We start from the raw sequence: 20,771 nt of genomic DNA, 5'->3' as shown, positions 1-20,771 counted from the left end.
TCATGACCATACGCTCCTCCGTCACTCGCGCGAAATGGCTGATCGCCTGCGCCGCCGCCTCGCTCGCGTTCGCCGCCCATGCACAGTCCGGCGGCGACTCCGCGGACGAATTGCTGCAGGACGCCGATACCGTCTTCAAGCGGCTCGACAACGGCCAGTTCGACGATCTGTGGGTCGACTCCGCGAGCTTCGTCAAGACCCGCATCAGGCAGGACCAGTTCGCGACCGACATGCGACGTGCGCGGCAGACGGTTGGCCTCGTGCGTCACCGCGGTTGGGCACAGATCACGCGAATTCGCTATGCGGGCGTGCCGTCGACACCCGACGGGCTCTATGCGAACGTCGACTACGCGACCACGCTGACCACCGGGACGACGATGTACGAGAAACTGAGCTTCCGCCTCGAGGACGACGGGCACTGGCGCCTGACCGGCTACGTGCCGCGGCAGGCGCAGAACTATACGCCGCAGTAGGCGCCGCGAGAGAGCCGCCATGAAAATCAATGTCGCGATTACGATGAACGTGCAGCGCGACGCGACGCAGTCGATCTGGTACAACGGCGCGAATCAGCACTGCGTGTACCTGTACATGCTGCTGAAGCAGTCGCCGCTGATCGGCGAGGTCTGGCTCGCGCACGACGACGGCATCGCCGAGTATCCGCAGGCGCTGATGATGGACGCGTTCCGCGACGCGCTGCGCCCGCTGTCCGCGGTCGTCCACCAGACCGACCTGCTGATCGAGATGAACGCGTTCATCGACCCGACGCACGCGGATGCGGTGCGCCGGCGCGGCGGCAAGTGCGTGTCGTACCGCTTCGGCAACGACTACGTGATCGCGGTCGAGACGATCAACTTCGAGAAGAACAACTGGCGCCCGAATCCGAACCGCGTGCAGTTCGACGAGATCTGGACCAATCCGCAGCACATGCACACGTGCGCGGCCTACTTCCAGGCCGTCTATCGCGCGCCGGTGATCGAACTGCCGCACATCTGGTCGCCGTATTTCATCGAGCGCAGCCTCGACGCCGATCCCGAACTGAAGGCGCGCTTCGGCTACCGGAACCACGGCCCCGCGAAACGCATCGCGTTCTTCGAGCCGAACCTGAACGTCGTCAAGAGCGCGATCGTGCCGATGCTGGCCGCGAACGCGTGCTACGTCGCGCATCCGGAACTCGTCGAGCACGTGTACATGACCAACACGTTCGACAAGAAGGAAAACGTCGCCTTCAAGCATCTCGCACTCGGGCTCGAGATGGTGCGCGACGGCAAGGCGACGGCCGACGTGCGCGCGCCGTTCGTCGCGTGGGCCGCGCATCACACCGACATCGTCGTGTCCCATCATTGGGAAAACGGCCTCAACTACCTGCTCTACGACGCGCTGTACGGCAACTATCCGCTCGTGCACAACTCGCCGTTCCTGCGCGACGTCGGCTATTACTATCCGGACTTCGAGATCTTCGACGCAGCGCGCGCAATCGCGAGCGCTGCGCAGACGCACGACGCACGGCTCGACGACTACGCGGCGGCGGCACGCCGCTGCCTGGATCGCGTCGATGCGCTGGCCGACCACAACGTGCGCGCGCATACCGAACAGGTGCAGCGCCTGTTCGCCGGCCGCGCCCTCGGCTGATCGCTACCGCTCGCCTCGCGCCATGAATCCGTCCATCCGCAACTTCGTCGTGATCGATTCGATCTACGGCCCGTTCGTCATCAACCGGCACTGCGCACATCAGGCCGAGGCGCTGATCAAGACCGGCCGGCCGCACATCCAGCAGGAACTCGACACGATCATGCAGGTGATCGACCAGTTGCCCGACGACGCGATCGCGGTGGACGGCGGCGCGAATGCGGGACTCGTTTGCGTACCGATTGCGCAGCGGCTGCGCGAGCGCGGCGGCCGCGTCCATGCGTTCGAACCGCAGCGCACGCTGTTCCATGCGCTCGGCGGCACCGTCGCGCTCAATCAGCTCGACAACCTGCATCTGCACAACATGGGGCTCGCGAGCCATAACGGCACGATGACGGTGCCCGACATCGACTACGGGCAGGCGGCCGATTTCGGCTCGGTGTCGCTCGTCGACGGCCATGCGGCAGGCGGCTCGCCGACGCCGGTCGTCGCGCTCGATTCGCTCGGCCTGCCGCGGCTGGATTTCCTGAAGCTCGACATCGAAGGGATGGAGATCGACGCGCTGCGCGGCGCGCGCCGTCTGATCGAGACGCATCTGCCGTGGTGCTGGATCGAGTACTGGAAAGTCGGCGAAGCGCCGGTCATCGCAACCTTCGCGGGTCTCGACTACACGTTCTACCGGATCGATGCGCTGAACCTGCTGTGCGTGCCGAACCCGCGCTGGGACCGGCAGCGCCTGTTCATCACGGGCGAACCGCTCGCCGCCGAGCCGTCCGTCGACGGCTCCGCCGCCGTCGCGGCGCGCGCCGACGACGCGCCCGAAGCGTACTGGAACCGCGCGCTCGAACACGAGGCGCGCTGCGAGTGGGGCCATGCGATCGACTGCTGGCAACGCGCGCGCGAGCGCGGGCTCGACGACGACGCAATCGCGCTCCAGCTCGCATCGTGCTACGGCTTCGCCGGCGCGCCCGACGCGGGGCTCGCGGCGCTCGAGCGCTTCGGCGATCCGGCCGCGCTGCCCGACGCGCAGCGCGGGCGCGTCGAGCTGGCGCGATCGGGCTTGCTGCTGCGCGCCGGCCGGCGCGACGAAGCCGCGCGTGCGACGCTCGCGAGCGAGAACGTGCTGACCGCCGCGCAATTCGGGCTGCCGACGGATCGGCTCTACCAGGGCCAGCCGCTGCCAGGCAAGCGGCTGCTGGTGATCAGCTACGGCGGCGTCGGCGACCAGCTGCAGTACGCGCGCTACCTGCATGCGCTCGATGCGTTCGGCTGCGCGAGCGTGACCGTCGTCGTGCCCGACGCGTTGACGGGCCTGCTGCGCCACACCTTCCCGCATATAACGTTCGTCGGCTCGCACGGCGCGTGGGCCGACACGTCGCAGATCGCCTACGACTACTGGTGTTCGTTCCTGGTGCTCGCCGCGCAGTTCGGCTATGCGCCCGCGCCGGCGGGCATGCCGGCCGCGTATCTGTCGTGCCCGCCCGCTCGCGCCGCCGCGTGGCGCGAGCGTGTCGCGCGCGACGGCGGCACGCGCCGCATCGGCCTCAACTGGCGCGGCCGCGACGAAAGCGACGCGCGCTTCCATCGTGCGGCCAGCCTGCGCGATCTCGCACCGCTCACGCGGATGCACGGTCACGCCGCGTACTGCATCAACCGCGACCTGTCGGCGCACACCGAGCAATCGGACCTGCCGGTGACGTTTCCGCACCACGCGATCGGCGACTTCAGCGACCTCGCAGCACTGATGCTTGCGATGGATGCCGTCGTGACCACCTGCACCGCGCACATCCACCTCGCCGGCGCGCTCGGCGTGCCGGCCGTGCTGCTGCTCAGCCCGAAGGCCGACGCGCGCTGGGAAACCGGCTCGCGCACCGCGCTCTATCCGGGGATTCGCATCGTGCGCGCCGCGCACCGCGGGCAGTGGAACGACGCGGTCGATCGCGCGATGGCACTCGTGCTCGGCGGTTTCGGGCCGGACTGAGCGGGCGGCCGGGCGGGCCGGGCAACCCGCCCGCCGTCGCTATGCATGCATGCGCCCGCCGCTGTACGCGGCGAATGCGCGGCCGTGCCGCCTGCCGATACGCGCCAGCATTGCAAAACGGCGAATCGAGGCGCGGCTTGCGCTGCCCGCCTGTTGTGCAAGACGACCGGCCACGCCGCGCGCGACGGCCGAATCGTCGCCGCACGCGCCCGCGAACACGCCGGAGTAGTAGTGCCGCGCGGCCAGTTCACGGCCTTCGGCATCGAGCGGCTTCATCCGGTGAATGTGATCCGCCACGAGCTTCAACCCGTCGACGAACGGCGCGACATCGAGCGGCGCAGCGCCCGATCCGGCGCATTCGGCGCCCAGTTGCCGCAGCATGTCGGCCAGCTCGTCGAGCGCGACGAGGCCGTGCGCATCCTTCGCCTGCGCGCCCGTTTCGCTGCCCGTCGTCGTCCCCGCCATGCTCAAGCCCCTTTGCGATCCATTCCGGTTCCGGCCGAACCGGCGCAACACCGGCGCGCCGTCACGCGGCGGCCGGGGCGCGCCACGAGAAACGGATGCCCTGCGCCCACGCGACGCCAGCCTCCATGATCATCTGCCGGTCCATTTCGTTTTCCACGCCTTCGACCACGACGTGACGCGCGCCTTCGTGCGCGAACGCGACCAGCCGGCGAAACTGGTAGCGTCCGATCGCGTTGCGCTTGATCGTCGTCAGAATCGACTTGTCGAGCTTCACGATGTCGGGATTGCCGACCACCAGGTTGTTCAGCGCGCTGAAACCGACACCGAAATCGTCGATCGCGACGCGGCATCCGGCCTGCCGGAACCGCGACACGAACGAGCGCCCCGCGACGGGATTCAACGGCCCCGTCTCAGTGATTTCGATCACCAGCCGCGCGGCCACCGACGGCTCCCTTTCGAGCCGCCGGAAGATCGCGAGCCACGCGTCGTCCATCACCGCACTCGCCGCCGACACGTTGCAGCCGTACACGGCGGTCGGATCGGCACGCAAGCCGTCGATGGTCCGGCCGACCACGAGCCGGTCGAACCAGCGCATCAGCCCGAACGCCTCGAGCCGCGGCAGAAATGCGAGCGGCGGCAACGCATCTTCCGATTCGCGCCGCAGCCGCGCGAGGCATTCGTGATACAGCACGCCGCCCGACAGGTCGGCACGGCACACCGGCTCGTAGACGAACGCGAGCCGGTTCTCGACGAAACTGCGCACCGACGCGAGGTCGGCATGACGGTCGGTGCCGCCGAACACGAAACCGATCTCGTCGTCACGATTGACTTCCCGATTCGCCCCCAGGCGAGCTTCGACCGCATTCATCCGGCGCTCCGGCAAATGGCGAACTGCCGACAGCAGTTCGACCTGACGCTACATGCGGAGCGAGCGACCATCGCACGCTCCGCCGCCTTCCCGGCTCATCCAGCTTTTTCGATCTTTTTCGGGAGCGTACTTTTCATTTCGGCGCGCCGACAAATTCGATATTTTAAATTCGCTTCAATACCGAAAATACACACCGCTCCGGTGCGCAACAGTGCGACAGATTACACAATGGGATGACCGAATGCGAGTCGGCGCAGCGCTTTCCGCCAAACAATGCGACAGTCCAAAATGAGAAGGATGCGGCGGAATTCAAAAACGCATGACTTTGGCCGTTTGATCTGATAAATCGCCTTGTTCGAAACGGGATGCGCATTCGCGCTCCCGGCAGCCGGAAACCGCCTTCCGGCAAGGGCGACCGTCGCCGCAGAGCCCGCCGCCGGATCATATTCAATCGCTTTGAAACCCAATTTTGGCGCTTCATTCGACATTATCAATTGAATCGACCCAATCGGACCCGTTCAAAGCGAAAATCCGTGCCGAATTATACTACCAATACCGACCGAAAGAAATTTAACAATCCTTCCGACTTGTTAACCTATAAAATGATTTTCGACGGACTTCCCTCGGAGCCGTCAAATTCGTGCCTTGAAAACCGCCGAATCGACCAATTCGGCGGTTTCTTTTTTAAAGGCGCAATTCGTCATACGATATTCGCAACACAGCCGCGCATACCTGCATGCGCCGAAACCGGCGCGTCCGCCGAATGGAATGCCTGCGTTACGCGGCCGTCGCGCCGACCAGGTTCGCGAGCAGCGCGTCGTACTCGGCGACGAGCGCGGGATTGGCCGACGTATAGCGGCGCAGGATCTCGCGCTGCCGCCGCGTATAGGCCTCCCACGCGTCGTCGTGCGTATGCAGCGCATGCAGCAGCGCGTCCGCGCCCTGCTGCACGTCGTTGTCCGGATAGTAGTAGCCGAGATCGGGCGCGAGGCTCGCGTTGTGCACCAGCGGATAGCCTTGCCAGCACACGTCGAAGTAGAAGTAGTTGAGCGGGTTCGACCACTGGTGCGACACGACGACGTCGGTCAGGTCGGCCAGGAACACCGGCGTGTCGAAGCGTCCGACGAAGCTCGCCTTGCCCGCGCGCACGATGTCGAGGTAGTTCATCAGCATCACGAACTCGGCGCTCTCGCGCGCGAGGCGCTCGGCGTTCGTCACGTGCGTGAACACGATCGAATCGGGATCGCGGCGATACGCCTCGTCGATGATCAGCATCGGATACACGCAGAACTTCACGACGTTGTGATTCGGCTCCATCACCGTCAGCCGCTTGCCGGGCTCGCCGCGCGGCCGGTATTCGCCGTGCTCCGGCAGCGACTGCGCGCGTTGCGTCAGGAACATCGGATCCCACACGAACGGCACGACGCGCCCCGGGCAGCGGCGCAGCGACTGCAGGAACGGCAGCGACGACGGCGCGATCTGCGGAATCGCCCAGACCTCGTCGTAGCCGCGGTTGATGAACAGCGAATCCCACAGCCGGCGGCCGAACAGCATCGACTCCATCGCGTTGATGTACTCGACGCCGCAGCAGTAGCTGACGATCTTCGCGCCGCGCGCCTTCAGGTAGGCGGTCTGCTCCGCGTCGATCTGCCCGCCGAGCTCGATCAGCACGTCGAGCGAATCCTTCATGTCGCCGAACGCGCGTGTGTCGTACACGTGGCGGTCCCACGGCAGCGCGTCGGTCAGCGGCACGCCGGTGGTGTTGACGAGCGTCACGCGATAGCCGTGCGGCGACGCCATCAGCAGCTTCGCGAGAAACAGCGCGTTCTGCTTGATGCCGTTGATCCACAGGCTTTCGTCGGGGGTGCGCAGGCCGATCGTGATACCGATGCGCAGGCCGTTCAGGACAGGAGACGTCATCGTCGGCGGGGGGATGGAGATTGAATGGACGCAGTGTAGCGCGCGCAGTGCCGGCCGCGTCAAGCAGCCGCGCTGTGCGCAATGCGCCAGTCTAGCGGAGCGCCGGCCGGCAGACTGTCATGGATGGTCAGCGCGGCACGGCCGATCCAGCCCGCCCCGCTTGCGGGCGACCGGCCGCGAGCGGGCCGGTCGTAAACGTCACGCGTATCAGGCCACTTCCGCCATCGTCAGCAGTTGCGCACCGTCCGCAACCTGGTCGCCGACGCCGTACAGCACTTCCGCGACGACGCCGGCGCCCGGCGCGCCGATCGTGTGTTCCATCTTCATCGCTTCCATCACGATCAGCGGCGTGCCGGCTTCGACCTTCTGGCCCGGTTCGACCAGCACCGCGATCACCTTGCCGGGCATCGGCGCGGTCAGGCGGCCGCCGCCGTGTTCGGCGTCGCCCGCATGCGCGAGCAGGTTGCGCCATTCGAACGTCTCGGCCGCGCCCTGCGTAAACACGTGGAAGACATCGCCATCCGCGTACACGCGGCCGCTGCTGCGCACGCCGTCGAGCGTCACGTCGAAGTCGAGCGGGCTTGCGCCGCGCGTCCACGCGAACGGCTGCGCGGCCGCCTCGCCCGCCGCGAGGCGCGCGCCTGCGCCGTCGTCCTCATACACGACCGTGTGGTCCGTGTCGCGCTCGACCGCGCGCCATTCGAGCGTGCGGCGATAGCCGCCGTTCAGCCGCCAGTCCGGCAGCGACGCCCACGGCGACGCGCCGTTCGCGACCGCGCCGCGCTCGCGCGCGAGCAGCGCCGCGCAGGCCAGCGCGAGCGCCGCGCGCGGCGGCTGTTGCGGCGCGAACAGCGCATCGTGGTTGCGCTCGATCAGGCCCGTGTCGAGATCGGCCGACGCGAACGGCGCACACGCGACGATCCGCTGCAGGAACGCGGCATTCGTGTGCAGGCCGACCACCTCGCATGCACGCAGCGCACGCAGCATCAGGCCCAGTGCTTCCGCGCGGTCCGCGCCGTGCACGATCAGCTTCGCGATCATCGGATCGTAGAACGGCGTGATCGCATCGCCCTCGCGCACGCCGCTGTCGACGCGCACCGGCGCGCCGATGTCGAACTCGACGCCTTCCGGCAGCCGCAGGTGCTTCAGCGTTCCCGTCGACGGCAGGAAGCCGCGCGCCGGGTTCTCTGCGTAAAGGCGCGCCTCGATCGCATGACCCTGCACGCGCAGTTCGTCCTGCTTCAGCGGCAGCGGCTCGCCGGCCGCGACGCGCAATTGCCATTCGACCAGGTCGAGCCCCGTGACCATCTCGGTAACCGGATGCTCGACCTGCAACCGCGTGTTCATTTCCATGAAATAGAACGCGTCGCCGGTCATGATGAACTCGACCGTGCCCGCGCCAACATAGCCGACCGCACGCGCGGCCGCGACGGCCGCCTCGCCCATCGCGCGGCGCAGGGCGTCGGGCAGGCCCGGCGCGGGCGCTTCCTCGAGCACCTTCTGGTGACGGCGCTGCACCGAGCAGTCGCGATCGAACAGGTACACGGCATTGCCGTGCGTATCGCCGAACACCTGCACTTCGACGTGACGCGGGCGCGTCAGATATTTCTCGATCAGTACGCGATCGTTGCCGAAGCTGCTCGCGGCTTCGCGCTGGCACGACGCGAGCGCCGCCGGAAAATCTTCGGTGCGCTCGACCACGCGCATCCCCTTGCCGCCGCCGCCCGCACTCGCCTTCAGCAGCACCGGATAGCCGATCGCGTCGGCTTCGCGATGCAGGTTGCCCGCATCCTGGTCGTCGCCGTGATAGCCGGGCACGAGCGGCACCGCGGCCGCGTGCATCAGCGCCTTCGCGGCCGCCTTCGAGCCCATCGCGGCGATCGCGGCGACCGGCGGCCCGATGAACACGATGCCGGCCGCGTCGCACGCCTGCGCGAAATCCTCGTTCTCCGACAGGAAGCCGTAGCCGGGATGGATTGCCTGCGCGCCGGTTGCGCGCGCGGCGTCGATGATGCGCTCGATGCGCAGATAGCTGTCCGCGGCCGCCGAGCCGCCGATATGCACGGCCTCGTCGCACGCGGCGACGTGCTTCGCGTTCGCGTCCGCGTCGGAATAGACGGCGACGCTCGCGATCCCGAGACGTTTGCACGTCGCGGCGACGCGGCACGCGATTTCGCCGCGGTTGGCGATCAGAATCTTGTCGAACATGGCTTCGATGTCGTCCGGAAAAGGTTGGTCACGCGACGCGGGCGGCATGCGCCGCCGCGGTGTCATTCACGCCACGACGGCGTGCGTTTCTCCAGGAAGGCGGCGATCCCCTCGCGCGCTTCCGCGCCCGCGCGGGTGCGCGCGATCCAGTCGGCGGTCTGCTCGATCAGCGTCGCGTCGAGCGCACGGCCGGCGACGTCGGCGACCAGCCGCTTGCACGCGCGCACCGCGTCGGGACCGTTCGCGACCAGCGTCGCGGCGAGCTTCGCGACCGTGTCGTCGAGCGCGTCGGCCGGCACCGCGTCGTGGATGAAGCCGAGCGACGCCGCACGCGCGCTGTCGAACACTTCCGCCGTCGTGAAATAGCGGCGCGCCGCGCGCTCGCCCATCGCGCGCACGACGTACGGCGCGATCGTCGCGGGAATCAGCCCGAGGCGCGCTTCGGACAGGCAGAATTTCGCGCCGTCGGCCGAGATCGCGATGTCGGCCGCGGCCACGAGACCGACGCCGCCCGCATACGCATCGCCATGTACGCGCGCGATCACCGGCTTGCCGCAGCGATGGATCGCCTCGAGCATCCGCGCGAGCTTGCGCGCGTCGGCACGGTTCTCGTCGTCCGAGTAGCCGGCCATCTTCTTCATCCAGTTCAGGTCCGCACCCGCGCAGAACGCCGCGCCTTCGGCCGCGAGCATGACCGCGCGCACGCCGGCGTGCGCATCGAGCCATTCGAACGCGGTGGTCAGCTCGGCGATGGTCGTCTCGTTGAACGCGTTGCGCACGTCGGGACGCGCGAGCGTGACGGTCGCCACGCGGCCGGCTTCGCTTACCTTGATGGTTTCGTATCGCATCGTTCAGCCCTCCGTGCCGTTACATGCGGAACACGCCGAAGCGCGTGTCGTCGATCGGCGCGTTCATCGACGCGGCCAGCCCGAGGCCGAGCACGTCGCGCGTCTGCGCAGGATCGATCACGCCGTCGTCCCACAGCCGCGCGCTGGCGTAGTACGGATGGCCCTGGCGCTCGTACTGGTCGCGGATCGGCTGCTTGAACGCTTCCTCCTCGTCGGCGGACCACGCGCCGCCCTTCGCCTCGATGCCGTCGCGCCGCACGGTCGCGAGCACCGACGCGGCCTGCTCGCCGCCCATCACCGAGATGCGCGCGTTCGGCCACATCCACAGGAAGCGCGGCCCGAATGCGCGACCGCACATCCCGTAGTTGCCCGCGCCGAACGAGCCGCCGATGATCACCGTGAACTTCGGCACCTTCGCGTTCGACACGGCCGTCACCATCTTCGCGCCGTGGCGCGCGATGCCTTCGTTCTCGTACTTGCGGCCGACCATGAAGCCGGTGATGTTCTGCAGGAACACGAGCGGAATCCTGCGCTGGCAGCACAACTCGATGAAATGCGCGCCCTTCACCGCCGATTCGGAAAACAGGATGCCGTTGTTCGCGACGATCCCGACCGGATGGCCCCAGATATGCGCGAAGCCCGTGACGAGCGTCGTGCCGAAGCGCGCCTTGAATTCGTCGAACTCCGAATCGTCGACGATGCGCGCGATCACTTCGCGCACGTCGAACGGCTTGCGCGTGTCGACCGGAATCACGCCGTACACGCTCTTCGCGTCGTAGCGCGGCGCCTTCGGCTCGCGCAGCGACACCGGCGACGCAATCTTCGGCGCGAGGTTACCGACGATGCTGCGCGCGATCGACAGCGCATGCGCATCGTTCTGCGCGAGATGATCGGCCACGCCCGACAGGCGCGTATGCACGTCGCCGCCGCCGAGATCCTCGGCGCTCACTTCCTCGCCGGTCGCGGCCTTCACGAGCGGCGGCCCGCCGAGGAAAATCGTGCCCTGGTTCTTCACGATGATCGACTCGTCGCTCATCGCCGGCACATACGCGCCGCCCGCCGTGCACGAGCCCATCACGACCGCGATCTGCGCGATGCCGGCCGCCGACATCGTGGCCTGGTTGTAGAAGATGCGGCCGAAGTGGTCGCGATCGGGAAACACGTCGTCCTGGTTCGGCAGGTTCGCGCCGCCCGAATCGACGAGGTACACGCACGGCAGCCGGTTCTCCGCGGCGATCTCCTGTGCGCGCACGTGCTTCTTCACCGTCATCGGGTAGTAGGTGCCGCCCTTGACCGTCGCGTCGTTGCACACGATCACGCATTCGCGGCCCGCGATCCGGCCGATGCCGGTGATCACGCCCGCGCCCGGCGCATCGTCGTTGTACATCCCGTTCGCCGCGAGCTGCGACAGCTCGAGGAACGGCGCGCCGGGATCGAGCAGTTGCGCGATCCGGTCGCGCGGCAGCAGCTTGCCGCGCGACAGGTGCTTGTCGCGCGCGGCGGGGCCGCCGCCCTGCGCGAGCTGTTCGATCTTCGCGCGCAGGTCGGCGACGACCGCCTCGAGCGCCGCGGCGTTCGCGCGGAATTCTTCCGAACGCGGATTCAGTTTGGATTCGATGATCGGCATCGACGGGGCTCCGTTCGCGTGACGTGGGGCGTTACATCGTTTCCGCGAACAGCTCGCGGCCGATCAGCATCCGGCGGATCTCGCTCGTGCCGGCGCCGATCTCGTACAGCTTCGCATCGCGCCACAGGCGGCCGACCGGGTATTCGTTGATGTAGCCGTTGCCGCCGAGGATCTGGATCGCCTCGCCGGCCATCCACGTCGCCTTCTCGGCCGTGTAGAGAATCACGCCCGCGCAGTCCTTGCGCACCTGGCGGATGTGGTCGCTGCCCGCCGAGTCGAGATGGCGGCCGACCGCGTACAGATACGCGCGGCACGCCTGGAACGTCGTGTACATGTCGGCGACCTTGCCCTGGATCAGCTGGAACTCGCCGATCGACTGGCCGAACTGCTTGCGGTCGTGGATGTACGGGACCACCGCGTCGAGACACGCGGCCATGATGCCGGTCGGGCCGCCGGACAGCACCGCGCGCTCGTAGTCGAGGCCGCTCATCAGCACCTTCACGCCGCCGTTGAGCTGGCCGAGGATGTTCTCCTCCGGCACCTCGACGTCCTGGAACACCAGCTCGCCGGTATGCGAGCCGCGCATGCCGAGCTTGTCGAGCTTCTGCGCGACCGAGAAGCCCTTCATGCCCTTCTCGACGATGAACGCGGTGATGCCGCGCGGGCCGGCGTCGACGTCCGTCTTCGCGTAGACGACGAGCGTGTCGCAGTCGGGGCCGTTGGTGATCCACATCTTCGTGCCGTTCAGCACGTAGCGGTCGCCGCGCTTGTCCGCGCGCAGCTTCATGCTGACGACGTCGGAGCCCGCGTTCGGCTCGCTCATCGCGAGCGCGCCGATGTGTTCGCCCGACACGAGCTTCGGCAGGTATTTCTGCTTCTGCGCAGCGGTGCCGTTGCGGTGGATCTGGTTCACGCACAGGTTCGAGTGCGCGCCGTACGACAGGCCGATCGACGCGGACGCCCGCGAGATCTCCTCCATCGCGACCATGTGCGCGGTGTAGCCCATGTTCGCGCCGCCGTATTCCTCGCCGACGGTCATCCCGAGTACGCCCAGTTCGCCGAACTTGCGCCACAGATCCATCGGGAACTGGTCGGTGCGATCGACCTCCGCCGCGCGCGGCGCGATTTCCTTCGCCGCGAAGTTCGCGACGGCGTCGCGCAGCATCTCGATGTCTTCACCGAGCATGAATTGCACGCCGGGCAGGTTGCTCATGTCTCCTCCGTCTCCAGAAAGTGCGTTGCGCGCACCGATTTCTGAGTTTTGCTCAAAACCGGTTGATGCGCCGATTCGTTGACCAATACTGCGGAAATTGTGCGTAGTGTCGCGCGTCGGCTGGGCTGGCGTCAATGACTTTTTTGAGTAATACTCAGATATGTTTCCGGATCCCCGCCGCTCGCTGCCGACACCATGACCGCCATCGCCAAAGCCGACCGCCCCGACACGTCGCGCGCACCCGCCGGCCGCAAGTCCCTGCAGCGCGTGCAGGACATCCTGCGCGCCGGGCGCGAAGTCTTCGCCGAAAAAGGCTACGAATCCGCGACGACCGCGGAGATCGCGCAGCGCGTCGGCGTGTCCGAGGCGACCGTGTTCAGTTATTTCCGCGGCAAGCGCGAGCTGTGCGCGCGCGTGATCGCGGACTGGTATGACGAAAACATCACGGCATTCGAGGACGGGATGCCGCTCGACGCGCCCGTCCACCAGCAGTTCGCGTTCGTCGTGCGCACGCACTTGCGGCTGATGCTGGTCAGCGGTACCGGGCTGTGCGCGCTGGTGCTGTCGGAGGGCCGCGCGAAGCAGCATGCGCTGAGCGACGAGCTGACCGCGCTGCAGCGGCGCTACACGGCGCCGCTGATGGACGTGCTCGCGCGCGGGCAGGCAGCCGGGCAGGTGCGCGCGGACATGCCGCTGAGCCTGCTGCGCTCGATGGTGTTCGGGCCGGTCGAGCACGTACTGTGGGATGCGATCCTCGGCCGCCGCAAGCTCGACACGGAAGCCACGGCCGCGCAGCTGATCGACATGCTGTGGGCGGCCGTGCAGCCGCCCGCGCCGGAACAGGCGGCGCTGGTGCGCTTCAGGAACGAGGTGATGGAAGCCGCGCGGCGGCTGGAAGGCTCGACGTAGCGCGCGGGCAAGCGCTGCGGGCCGCCCGCCCGCGCGCCGTCATTCGTCGCCGACGCGCAGCGGCGCGCGGCTCTGTTCGTTGTTCAGATGGACGAACTTGCGCAACAGGCGGATCAGGTCCTCCGCATCGTCCTCGCCCATGCCTTCGAACAGCCCGGCGCGCAATTCCTTGACCGACGGAATCAGCCGCGTCAGCAGCGCCTCGCCCGCCGGCGTCAGCAGCAGGCGGCGCTGCCGGCGCGGCAGCACTTCCCGCACGATCAAGCCTTTCGCCTCGAGCCGCACCGCGAGGTCGGCGGTCGTCGACGTGTCGAGCGCGACGCGCTGCGCGAGCGTCACCTGATCCAGCCCCGGACACTCGAGCAGCATGCGCAACACCGCGTACTGCACCGGCGTCACTTCGCGGCCCAGCTTTTCGTGAAACATCGCCACGGCGATCTGGTGCGCGCGACGAATCAGGTGGCCAGGCTCGTCGTACAGGTCGAGTCCGAACGTCGGGACTTCGGCAGCGTGTGTTTTTTCCATGGATGAGCAAGTTGCAACGGCGAACGTCGGACGCATGCGTCGCCGGGGTGGCGCGCGTTCACGCCCATTTTCGGGAAAACCAGTATACCGCTCGCCTTGTCCGTTTCCGTTTCAATGCGTACACTGAATCTCATTCAGTGTACTGAATTAAGGTGTGCCGGACATCGCCGGCAGCCGATCCGGAGGAGACGATGACGTGTTTCTGAAGAATGCGTGGTACGTGGCCTGCACGCCCGACGAAATCGACGGGAAGTTGCTCGGGCGCAAGATCTGCGGCGAATCGATGGTGTTCTACCGCACGGCGGACGGCAGCGTCGCCGCACTCGAGGATTTCTGCCCGCATCGCGGCGCGCCGCTGTCGCTGGGATTCGTCCGCGACGGCACGCTCGTGTGCGGCTATCACGGGCTCGAGATGGGCTGCGACGGCAAGACGACCGGCATGCCGGGCCAGCGCGTAGGCGGCTTTCCGGCGATCCGCAGCTTTCCCGCGATCGAGCGGTACGGGTTCGTCTGGGTGTGGCCGGGCGATGCGACGCGCGCGGATCCGGACCAGCTGCACCACCTGCCGTGGGCGGACGATCCCGCATGGGCGCACGGCGGCGGCCTCTATCACATCCGCTGCGACTACCGCCTGATGATCGACAACCTGATGGACCTCACGCACGAGACCTACGTGCATGCGAGCAGCATCGGCCAGCGCGAGATCGACGAGGCGGCGCCGCGCACCGTCTGCGAAGGCGACGAGGTCGTCACGAGCCGCTTCATGGAAAACGTGATGCCGCCGCCGTTCTGGCAAATCGCGCTGCGCGGCAACGGGCTCGCCGACAACGTGCCGGTCGATCGCTGGCAGATCTGCCGCTTCTCGCCGCCGAGCCACGTGATGATCGAGGTCGGCGTCGCGCATGCGGGCCACGGCGGCCATGCCGCGCCCGATCACGTGAAGGCGTCGTCGATCGTGGTCGACTTCATCACGCCCGAAACGGAAACGTCGATCTGGTATTTCTGGGGCATGGCGCGCAACTTCCGGCCGGACGATGCGGCGCTGACCGACACGATCCGCGAAGGCCAGGGCAAGATTTTCGCCGAGGATCTCGAGATGCTCGAGCGCCAGCAGCGCAACCTCGAAGCGTGGCCGGACCGCAATCTGCTGAAGCTCAACATCGACACCGGCGGCGTACTGTCGCGCAAGGTGATCGAGCGGCTGCTCGCCGACGAACGCGCGTCGGCCCCGCAGCGGCCCGTCATTCCGGTTGCGCGCGCGACGGAGGCGTCATGAGCGATGCCTCGCTGACCGTCAAGGTGGCCCGCAAGTGGCAGGAAGCCCGCGACATCTGCGGGTTCGAATTCGTCAGCGACGACGGCTCGCCGCTGCCGGGCTTCACGGCGGGCGCCCATATCGACGTCCATCTGCCAGGCGGGCTCGTGCGCCAGTATTCGCTGTGCAACCACCCCGCGCAGGCCGACCGCTATCAGATCGCCGTGCTGCTCGATGCCGAAGGCCGCGGCGGCTCGCGCGCGATCCACGACGCGGTCCGGCAAGGCGATACCGTGCGGATCAGCACGCCGCGCAACCACTTTCCGCTTGCGGCCGGCGCGGCGCACCACCTGCTGCTCGCCGGCGGGATCGGCGTCACGCCGATCCTCAGCATGGCGGAACGGCTGTCGTCGTCCGGCGAGCCGTTCGCGATGCATTACTGCGCGCGTTCGACCGAGCGCATGGCCTTCGTCGAACGGATCGCCGCCTCCGCGTTTCGCGACCGGGTGCGCCTGCATGTCGACGACGGCGAGCCCGCGCAACGATTCGATCTCGCCGCGGTACTCGCGGCGGCGCCCGAAGGCACGCATCTCTATGTGTGCGGGCCGCGCGGCTTCATGGACGCGGTGCTGAACGAAGCGCGCGCACGCAACTGGGCCGAAGCACGGCTGCACTACGAGTTCTTTGGCGGTGCGGTCGAAACGTCCGCTGCCGACCGTCCGTTCCAGGTCCGGATCGCGAGCAGCGGCCGGGTGATCGACGTGCCGGCCGAATGTACGGTCGTCGCAGCGCTCGCGGCCAACGGCGTCGACGTGCTGACGTCGTGCGAGCAAGGCGTATGCGGCACCTGCCTGACGCGCGTGCTGGACGGCGAGCCCGAGCATCGCGATTCGTACCTGACGGACGACGAGAAAGCAGCCGGCGACCAGTTCCTGCCGTGCTGCTCGCGTTCGCGTAGTGCGGTGCTGGTCCTCGATCTGTAGCAAACGGCCCGCGCGACGCGCAGCGGCAATACGATACTGGAGACAATCGATGGCACATCACACCTCGCCAGAAATAAATAGTCCTATCTTTCCCGCCAACCGATGGTGGGTCGCCGCACTCGCGTCCGAACTGGCCGACCAGCCGGTTGCCCGCACGCTGCTCGGCCGCCCGGTCGTGCTGTTCCGGCTGCCGTCGGGCGAAGTCGGCGCATTGGAGGATCGCTGCTGCCACAAGTCGCTGCCGCTGTCGTGCGGCTCGCTCGAACCGCGCGGCCTGCGCTGCGGTTATCACGGGTTGCTGTTCGACCGTGACGGGGCCTGCGTCGAGATTCCCGGGCAGGACCGGATCCCGGCCAGCGCTTGCGTAGCGTCGTATCCGGTGCGCGAGCAGGACGCGATCGTGTGGATCTGGATCGGCGACGCCGCCAACCGCGAGCCGACCTGCGCGCCGCCGTCCTATTCGTTCCATTCGGATCCGCGCTACCGGTTCGGCGGCGGCAACTACCACTACGACGCGCCGTACCAGCTGATTCACGACAACCTGATGGACCTGAGCCATCTCGGCTACGTCCATCTGAAAACCATCGGCGGCAACGCCGCGTTGCACATGGGCGCGGAAACGCGCGTCAGCAGCGAAGGCGACACGGTGAAACTGGTGCGCCGGATGCCGGACTCCGATCCGCCGCCGACCTACACGGCCGCGTGGCCATTCGCAGGCCGCGTCGATCGATGGCAGGAAATCGAATTCCACGTGTCGCATATCCGGATCTGGACCGGCGCGATGGACGCCGGCACCGGCGATCTCGCCGACCCGGCGCGCGGCGGGTTCCATATGCGCGGCTTCCACGGCATCACGCCCGAGACGGAAACCACGACGCACTACTTCTGGACGATCACGACCAATCCGCAAAGCGACGTCGAGCGCGTCGCGCGCACGGTCATCGAGCAATCCGCGGCCACCTTCGACGAGGACAAGACCGTGATCGAGGCGCAGTACCGCAATCAGCTGCGGTTTCCCGACAGGCGGCAGATCGACATTCACGTCGATGCAGGCCCGAACCGCGCGCGGCGCGTGATCGAGCGTCTGCTGCTGCAGCCCGCGCACGCCGCATAGACGCCTGGCACCTGCAAACAATCGGGGAGCGCACGACCGGACACCGAACGCGCCCCGCTCGCCCGTCGCAATACGAATCCGCAGTCACCCGCTCGACTCCCCCGAGCGCCATCCGGTTCCAATCAATTTGTCATACTATTCTTATAGGGGTCTTGGACGTGAGCGTACCTATCCGCAATACGATCGATGCGTCTCCGATGAGCGCATTCCAGACGCTGGCAGTCACGGCCTGCGTCGTGCTGAACATGCTCGACGGTTTCGACGTGCTGGCGATGGCGTTTGTCGCGCCGCGTCTCGCGGCCGAATGGCAGTTGAGCGGCAAGGCAATCGGCATGCTGCTGAGCGCCGGGCTGGCCGGCATGGGCCTCGGCTCGGTGCTGATCGCGCCGCTGGCCGACCGGGTCGGCCGTCGCCGGATCATCCTGTTCTGCCTGGTCGTCATCTCGACCGGGATGCTCGCCTGCTCAGCCACCCACGGCACGCTGCAACTGGCGGCCGCCCGCGCGTACACGGGGCTCGGCATCGGCGGCATGCTGGCCAGCCTGACCGTCATCAGCGGCGAATACGCATCGAACAAATGGCGTAGCGCCGCGATCGGCATGCAGTCGGCCGGCTATGCGATCGGCGCCACCGCGGGCGGCGTGATCGCCGGCTACCTGCTGTCCGTGTGGGGATGGCGCAGCGTGTTCGCGTTCGGCGGCGTGCTGACGCTGATGGCGATTCCGATGGTGCTCGCGCTGCTGCCGGAGTCGCTCGACTTCCTGCTGGTCCGCCGTCCGGCGAATGCGCTGCAGAAGATCAACCGAATCCTCGCGCGGATGCAGCGCGCGCCGCTCGACGCGCTGCCCGCGGCCACGACCGCGGCGGACGCGGCCGGCCCCGATACAGGCCGCGCGGCCGTGCTGCGCGGGCCGCTCGCGCGTCGCACGATCGCGCTGTGGATCGCGTTCTTTCTGGTGATGGGCAGCTTCTATTTCGTCGTCAGCTGGACACCGAAGCTGCTGGTGCAGGCCGGGCTGTCGGCGTCGCAGGGCGTGACCGGCGGCGTGCTGCTCAATCTCGGCGGCATTGCAGGCGCGTCGCTGTTCAGCCTGCTGTCGGCCCGGTTCGGCCTGCGCAACCTGCTGGTCGCCACGCTGCTGACGGGCGGTGCGCTGCTGGTCGTGTTCGGCGCGAACACGGGCTCGCTCGGGGTCGGGATGACGGTCGCGGTGTTCCTCGGCGCGATCATCAATGCGTGCGTGGCCGGGATGTACGCACTATCGCCGACGCCCTATCCCGCGCAGATCCGCACGACCGGCATCGGCCTCGCGGTCGGCATCGGCCGTCTCGGCGCGATCCTGTCACCGCTGACGGTCGGCGCGCTGCTCGATGGCGGCTGGTCCGTGTCACATCTCTATTTCGCGTTCCTGCTGCCGATGATCGGCGCGGCCATCGCCGTCGCCGTCGTGTGCGCGCCGGCCCGTGTGCCGCGCCGGCAAGCCGACCCTGCACTGTCGTAACACGCAGTACCGACGGACGGCGTCCGGATATCGCATCCGGATGCTGTCCGATAAAAATCGATAAGCATCACTACATACCAGGTTTGGAGACAAGGATGAAGACGAAACTGTGCGCCGCCCTCGCGATGGCGCTGGCCGGCCCGGCTTGCGCGCAAAGCAGCGTCACGCTGTACGGGATCATGGACACCGGCGTGTCCTACTACAACCACGCCGCGCACGGCGGCTCGTTCGTCGGGATGCCGACGCTGACCGGCGAAGTGCCGTCGCGCTGGGGACTGAAGGGCACCGAGGATCTCGGCGCCGGCTACCAGGCGTTCTTCGTACTCGAGAACGGCTTCCAGCCCGGCACCGGCGCACTGAACTACGGCGGCCGACTGTTCGGGCGGCAGGCGAACGTGGGCGTGAGCGGCGGCTTCGGCGCGCTGACGCTCGGCCGCCAGATGAACATGACGATGATCGTGCTGGCCAATGCCGACGTGATCGGCCCGTCGATTCACTCGATGGCGGATTTCGACTCGTACCTGCCGAATGCGCGCAGCGACAACGCGATCGGCTACAAGGGCACGTTCCGCGGCGTCACGCTCGGTGCCACCTACAGCTTCGGCCGCGATGCGGCCGGGCCCGCCGGGCCGTCGGCGACCGGCTGCACCGGGCAGGTGGCCGGCGACTTCGTCGCGTGCCGCCAATACACCGCGATGATCGCGTACGACACGAGCCAGTTCGGGCTGGCCGCATCCCATGACGTGATGCGCGGCGGCGCCGGCGCGCTGGCGCCGCTGAACGGCTCGGGCTACACCGACACGCGCGACATCGTCGCCGCGTACGTCAAGTGGGGGCCGGCCAAGCTCGGCGCCGGCTGGATCCGGCGCAACCTCGCGGCAGCGCGGCACCTGCAATCCGACATCGTGTTTGCCGGCGGCACCTATTACGCGACGCCGGCGCTCGCCTTCGACGTGCAGGGCGTGCGCTATCTGCAACGCGGCGAAGGCGAAAGCGGCACGAACGGCACGCTGGTCGTCGGCCGCGCAAACTACTTCCTGTCGAAGCGCACGACCGTCTATACGTCGCTGGGCTATCTGTTCAACAGCGCGCAGGCGGCGAACCCGGTCGCCGCCGGCGGAACGGTCGGCCTCGGCATGAACCAGCTCGGCGTGATGGCCGGCATCCAGCAGAAGTTCTGAGCGCCGGCGCGCGGCGCGGCGTCAATCGACCTTGCGGCAATGCGTGAGCTTCAGGCCGGGCAGCACGGGCGCATCGACATAGCCTTCGTTCACGCAACTGAACCGGAACGCCGCCGACGTGACGAACGGCTTGATCTCGCCGCCGGGGAATTTCGCTTTCAGCGCATCCTGGTCGGCGACGTCGAAATGCGTGTCGAACTGCTCGCCGTCCGCCGTCAGCGCGCCGAAATAGGTGCCGCCCGGATCGCTGCCCATCCGGATCACCGCACCGACGAACGCGAGGCGCTGGCCGTCGTATTTCGACCGGGCCGCGGCCATGTCCTGCGTGTAGGCCTCGATCACCGCACCGTAGTGCGTGTCGATCGCGGCCGCGTCGGCGGGCGCGGCGACGGCCGGCTGCCAGGCGGCCGACAGCGCGGCGAACGTTGCGAACGCAGCGGTCGCGAACGATGCGGAAAGCTTTTTCATCTGCAAGGTCTCTCAGGTCTCGAGTGGTTGAAACGCGCATGTCGCCAAGGCACGGCACGCGCGGCGTGGATTCGCTTG

The 20,771-nt window shown here is 67.6% G+C and carries 19 protein-coding genes; 10 read left to right on the top strand and 9 right to left on the bottom strand.

All coding sequences use genetic code 11. The features are described 5' to 3' along the window. Positions 1–2: 2 nt before the first annotated feature. Genes BST28156_RS19895 through BST28156_RS19885 form a run of 3 tightly spaced genes read left to right on the top strand, consistent with a single transcriptional unit; the run spans position 3 to position 3,607 of the window. The gene (locus tag BST28156_RS19895; RefSeq protein ID WP_174903192.1) at positions 3–473 is read left to right on the top strand and encodes a DUF4019 domain-containing protein; all 471 of its coding nucleotides are present in this window, start codon (positions 3–5) and stop codon (positions 471–473) included. 19 nt (positions 474–492) lie between these two features. Next, entirely contained in the window at positions 493–1,629 is a 1,137-nt protein-coding gene (locus BST28156_RS19890) for a DUF2827 family protein (protein WP_174903191.1), read from the top strand. A gap of 22 nt (positions 1,630–1,651) precedes the next feature. Further along, complete coding sequence (locus BST28156_RS19885; RefSeq protein ID WP_174903190.1) at positions 1,652–3,607, top strand: FkbM family methyltransferase; 1,956 nt, start codon at positions 1,652–1,654, stop codon at positions 3,605–3,607. A 39-nt stretch (positions 3,608–3,646) separates the two neighbouring features. Here the strand turns inward: BST28156_RS19885 and BST28156_RS19880 are convergent, their stop codons facing one another. Both BST28156_RS19880 and BST28156_RS19875 read right to left on the bottom strand, forming a co-directional pair. Then, a complete protein-coding gene (locus BST28156_RS19880) occupies positions 3,647–4,072 on the bottom strand; it encodes a hypothetical protein (protein ID WP_174903189.1) in 426 nt (141 codons plus the stop codon). 61 nt (positions 4,073–4,133) lie between these two features. Next, the gene (locus tag BST28156_RS19875; RefSeq protein ID WP_060242812.1) at positions 4,134–4,940 is read right to left on the bottom strand and encodes an EAL domain-containing protein; all 807 of its coding nucleotides are present in this window, start codon (positions 4,938–4,940) and stop codon (positions 4,134–4,136) included. Here BST28156_RS19875 and BST28156_RS19870 point away from each other — a divergent pair. After that, complete coding sequence (locus BST28156_RS19870; RefSeq protein WP_174903151.1) at positions 4,851–5,177, top strand: hypothetical protein; 327 nt, start codon at positions 4,851–4,853, stop codon at positions 5,175–5,177. The genes BST28156_RS19875 and BST28156_RS19870 overlap by 90 nt on opposite strands. 540 nt (positions 5,178–5,717) lie before the next feature. Here the strand turns inward: BST28156_RS19870 and BST28156_RS19865 are convergent. The 5 genes from BST28156_RS19865 to BST28156_RS19845 all read right to left on the bottom strand — a co-directional run bounded on the left by BST28156_RS19865 (position 5,718) and on the right by BST28156_RS19845 (position 12,756). Further along, positions 5,718–6,860, bottom strand: coding sequence for a DUF2827 domain-containing protein (locus tag BST28156_RS19865; RefSeq protein ID WP_174903188.1), 1,143 nt, complete (start codon positions 6,858–6,860; stop codon positions 5,718–5,720). A gap of 207 nt (positions 6,861–7,067) precedes the next feature. Beyond that, complete coding sequence (locus BST28156_RS19860) at positions 7,068–9,068, bottom strand: acetyl/propionyl/methylcrotonyl-CoA carboxylase subunit alpha (protein WP_174903187.1); 2,001 nt, start codon at positions 9,066–9,068, stop codon at positions 7,068–7,070. A 62-nt stretch (positions 9,069–9,130) separates the two neighbouring features. Then, positions 9,131–9,916 (bottom strand): enoyl-CoA hydratase/isomerase family protein, encoded by a 786-nt coding sequence (locus BST28156_RS19855; RefSeq protein WP_174903186.1) that lies wholly within the window; start codon positions 9,914–9,916, stop codon positions 9,131–9,133. 19 nt (positions 9,917–9,935) lie between these two features. Further along, a complete protein-coding gene (locus tag BST28156_RS19850; RefSeq protein WP_174903185.1) occupies positions 9,936–11,543 on the bottom strand; it encodes a carboxyl transferase domain-containing protein in 1,608 nt (535 codons plus the stop codon). A gap of 31 nt (positions 11,544–11,574) precedes the next feature. Then, positions 11,575–12,756 carry an isovaleryl-CoA dehydrogenase gene (locus BST28156_RS19845; protein WP_040131023.1) on the bottom strand — a complete coding sequence of 394 codons (1,182 nt, stop codon included), beginning with the start codon at positions 12,754–12,756 and terminating at the stop codon, positions 11,575–11,577. 195 nt (positions 12,757–12,951) lie between these two features. On the opposite strand from BST28156_RS19845, the gene BST28156_RS19840 reads away from it, so the two are divergent. Beyond that, positions 12,952–13,665, top strand: coding sequence for a TetR/AcrR family transcriptional regulator (locus BST28156_RS19840; protein ID WP_174903184.1), 714 nt, complete (start codon positions 12,952–12,954; stop codon positions 13,663–13,665). 39 nt (positions 13,666–13,704) lie between these two features. Here BST28156_RS19840 and BST28156_RS19835 read toward each other — a convergent pair whose 3' ends face one another. Then, the gene (locus tag BST28156_RS19835) at positions 13,705–14,190 is read right to left on the bottom strand and encodes a MarR family winged helix-turn-helix transcriptional regulator (protein ID WP_060242798.1); all 486 of its coding nucleotides are present in this window, start codon (positions 14,188–14,190) and stop codon (positions 13,705–13,707) included. Between the two features lie 196 nt (positions 14,191–14,386). Here BST28156_RS19835 and BST28156_RS19830 point away from each other — a divergent pair, with 196 nt between their 5' ends. From BST28156_RS19830 to BST28156_RS19810, 5 genes are all read left to right on the top strand, one after another. Next, positions 14,387–15,466: a Rieske 2Fe-2S domain-containing protein gene (locus tag BST28156_RS19830; protein WP_174903183.1), complete on the top strand. Its 1,080-nt coding sequence runs from the start codon at positions 14,387–14,389 to the stop codon at positions 15,464–15,466. Continuing rightward, positions 15,463–16,428: a PDR/VanB family oxidoreductase gene (locus tag BST28156_RS19825; protein WP_174903182.1), complete on the top strand. Its 966-nt coding sequence runs from the start codon at positions 15,463–15,465 to the stop codon at positions 16,426–16,428. Before BST28156_RS19830 ends, BST28156_RS19825 begins: the two co-directional genes overlap by 4 nt. Before the next feature lie 49 nt (positions 16,429–16,477). After that, positions 16,478–17,542, top strand: a complete 1,065-nt coding sequence (locus BST28156_RS19820; RefSeq protein ID WP_174903181.1) for a Rieske 2Fe-2S domain-containing protein — start codon at positions 16,478–16,480, stop codon at positions 17,540–17,542. A 158-nt stretch (positions 17,543–17,700) separates the two neighbouring features. Continuing rightward, positions 17,701–19,044 (top strand): MFS transporter, encoded by a 1,344-nt coding sequence (locus BST28156_RS19815; RefSeq protein WP_174903180.1) that lies wholly within the window; start codon positions 17,701–17,703, stop codon positions 19,042–19,044. Between the two features lie 95 nt (positions 19,045–19,139). Further along, positions 19,140–20,225, top strand: a complete 1,086-nt coding sequence (locus tag BST28156_RS19810; RefSeq protein ID WP_174903179.1) for a porin — start codon at positions 19,140–19,142, stop codon at positions 20,223–20,225. A gap of 21 nt (positions 20,226–20,246) precedes the next feature. Here BST28156_RS19810 and BST28156_RS19805 read toward each other — a convergent pair whose 3' ends face one another. Further along, entirely contained in the window at positions 20,247–20,693 is a 447-nt protein-coding gene (locus tag BST28156_RS19805) for a hypothetical protein (RefSeq protein ID WP_174903178.1), read from the bottom strand. Between the last annotated feature and the right edge of the window lie 78 nt (positions 20,694–20,771).

Origin of the sequence: Burkholderia pseudomultivorans (assembly GCF_902499075.1) — a bacterium.
GTDB lineage: Bacteria > Pseudomonadota > Gammaproteobacteria > Burkholderiales > Burkholderiaceae > Burkholderia > Burkholderia pseudomultivorans.
This window is presented reverse-complemented; position numbering and strand designations above follow the sequence as displayed.

Excerpts from the sequence above, each read along its gene's own strand:
- BST28156_RS19895 (WP_174903192.1), top strand. The coding sequence starts at position 3 with ATGACCATACGCTCCTCCGTCACTCGCGCGAAATGGCTGATCGCCTGC.
- BST28156_RS19890 (WP_174903191.1), top strand. The coding sequence starts at position 493 with ATGAAAATCAATGTCGCGATTACGATGAACGTGCAGCGCGACGCGACG.
- BST28156_RS19885 (WP_174903190.1), top strand. The coding sequence starts at position 1,652 with ATGAATCCGTCCATCCGCAACTTCGTCGTGATCGATTCGATCTACGGC.
- BST28156_RS19880 (WP_174903189.1), bottom strand. The coding sequence starts at position 4,072 with ATGGCGGGGACGACGACGGGCAGCGAAACGGGCGCGCAGGCGAAGGAT.
- BST28156_RS19870 (WP_174903151.1), top strand. The coding sequence starts at position 4,851 with ATGACGGTCGGTGCCGCCGAACACGAAACCGATCTCGTCGTCACGATT.
- BST28156_RS19875 (WP_060242812.1), bottom strand. The coding sequence starts at position 4,940 with ATGAATGCGGTCGAAGCTCGCCTGGGGGCGAATCGGGAAGTCAATCGT.
- BST28156_RS19865 (WP_174903188.1), bottom strand. The coding sequence starts at position 6,860 with ATGACGTCTCCTGTCCTGAACGGCCTGCGCATCGGTATCACGATCGGC.
- BST28156_RS19860 (WP_174903187.1), bottom strand. The coding sequence starts at position 9,068 with ATGTTCGACAAGATTCTGATCGCCAACCGCGGCGAAATCGCGTGCCGC.
- BST28156_RS19855 (WP_174903186.1), bottom strand. The coding sequence starts at position 9,916 with ATGCGATACGAAACCATCAAGGTAAGCGAAGCCGGCCGCGTGGCGACC.
- BST28156_RS19850 (WP_174903185.1), bottom strand. The coding sequence starts at position 11,543 with ATGCCGATCATCGAATCCAAACTGAATCCGCGTTCGGAAGAATTCCGC.
- BST28156_RS19845 (WP_040131023.1), bottom strand. The coding sequence starts at position 12,756 with ATGAGCAACCTGCCCGGCGTGCAATTCATGCTCGGTGAAGACATCGAG.
- BST28156_RS19840 (WP_174903184.1), top strand. The coding sequence starts at position 12,952 with ATGACCGCCATCGCCAAAGCCGACCGCCCCGACACGTCGCGCGCACCC.
- BST28156_RS19835 (WP_060242798.1), bottom strand. The coding sequence starts at position 14,190 with ATGGAAAAAACACACGCTGCCGAAGTCCCGACGTTCGGACTCGACCTG.
- BST28156_RS19825 (WP_174903182.1), top strand. The coding sequence starts at position 15,463 with ATGAGCGATGCCTCGCTGACCGTCAAGGTGGCCCGCAAGTGGCAGGAA.
- BST28156_RS19820 (WP_174903181.1), top strand. The coding sequence starts at position 16,478 with ATGGCACATCACACCTCGCCAGAAATAAATAGTCCTATCTTTCCCGCC.
- BST28156_RS19810 (WP_174903179.1), top strand. The coding sequence starts at position 19,140 with ATGAAGACGAAACTGTGCGCCGCCCTCGCGATGGCGCTGGCCGGCCCG.
- BST28156_RS19805 (WP_174903178.1), bottom strand. The coding sequence starts at position 20,693 with ATGAAAAAGCTTTCCGCATCGTTCGCGACCGCTGCGTTCGCAACGTTC.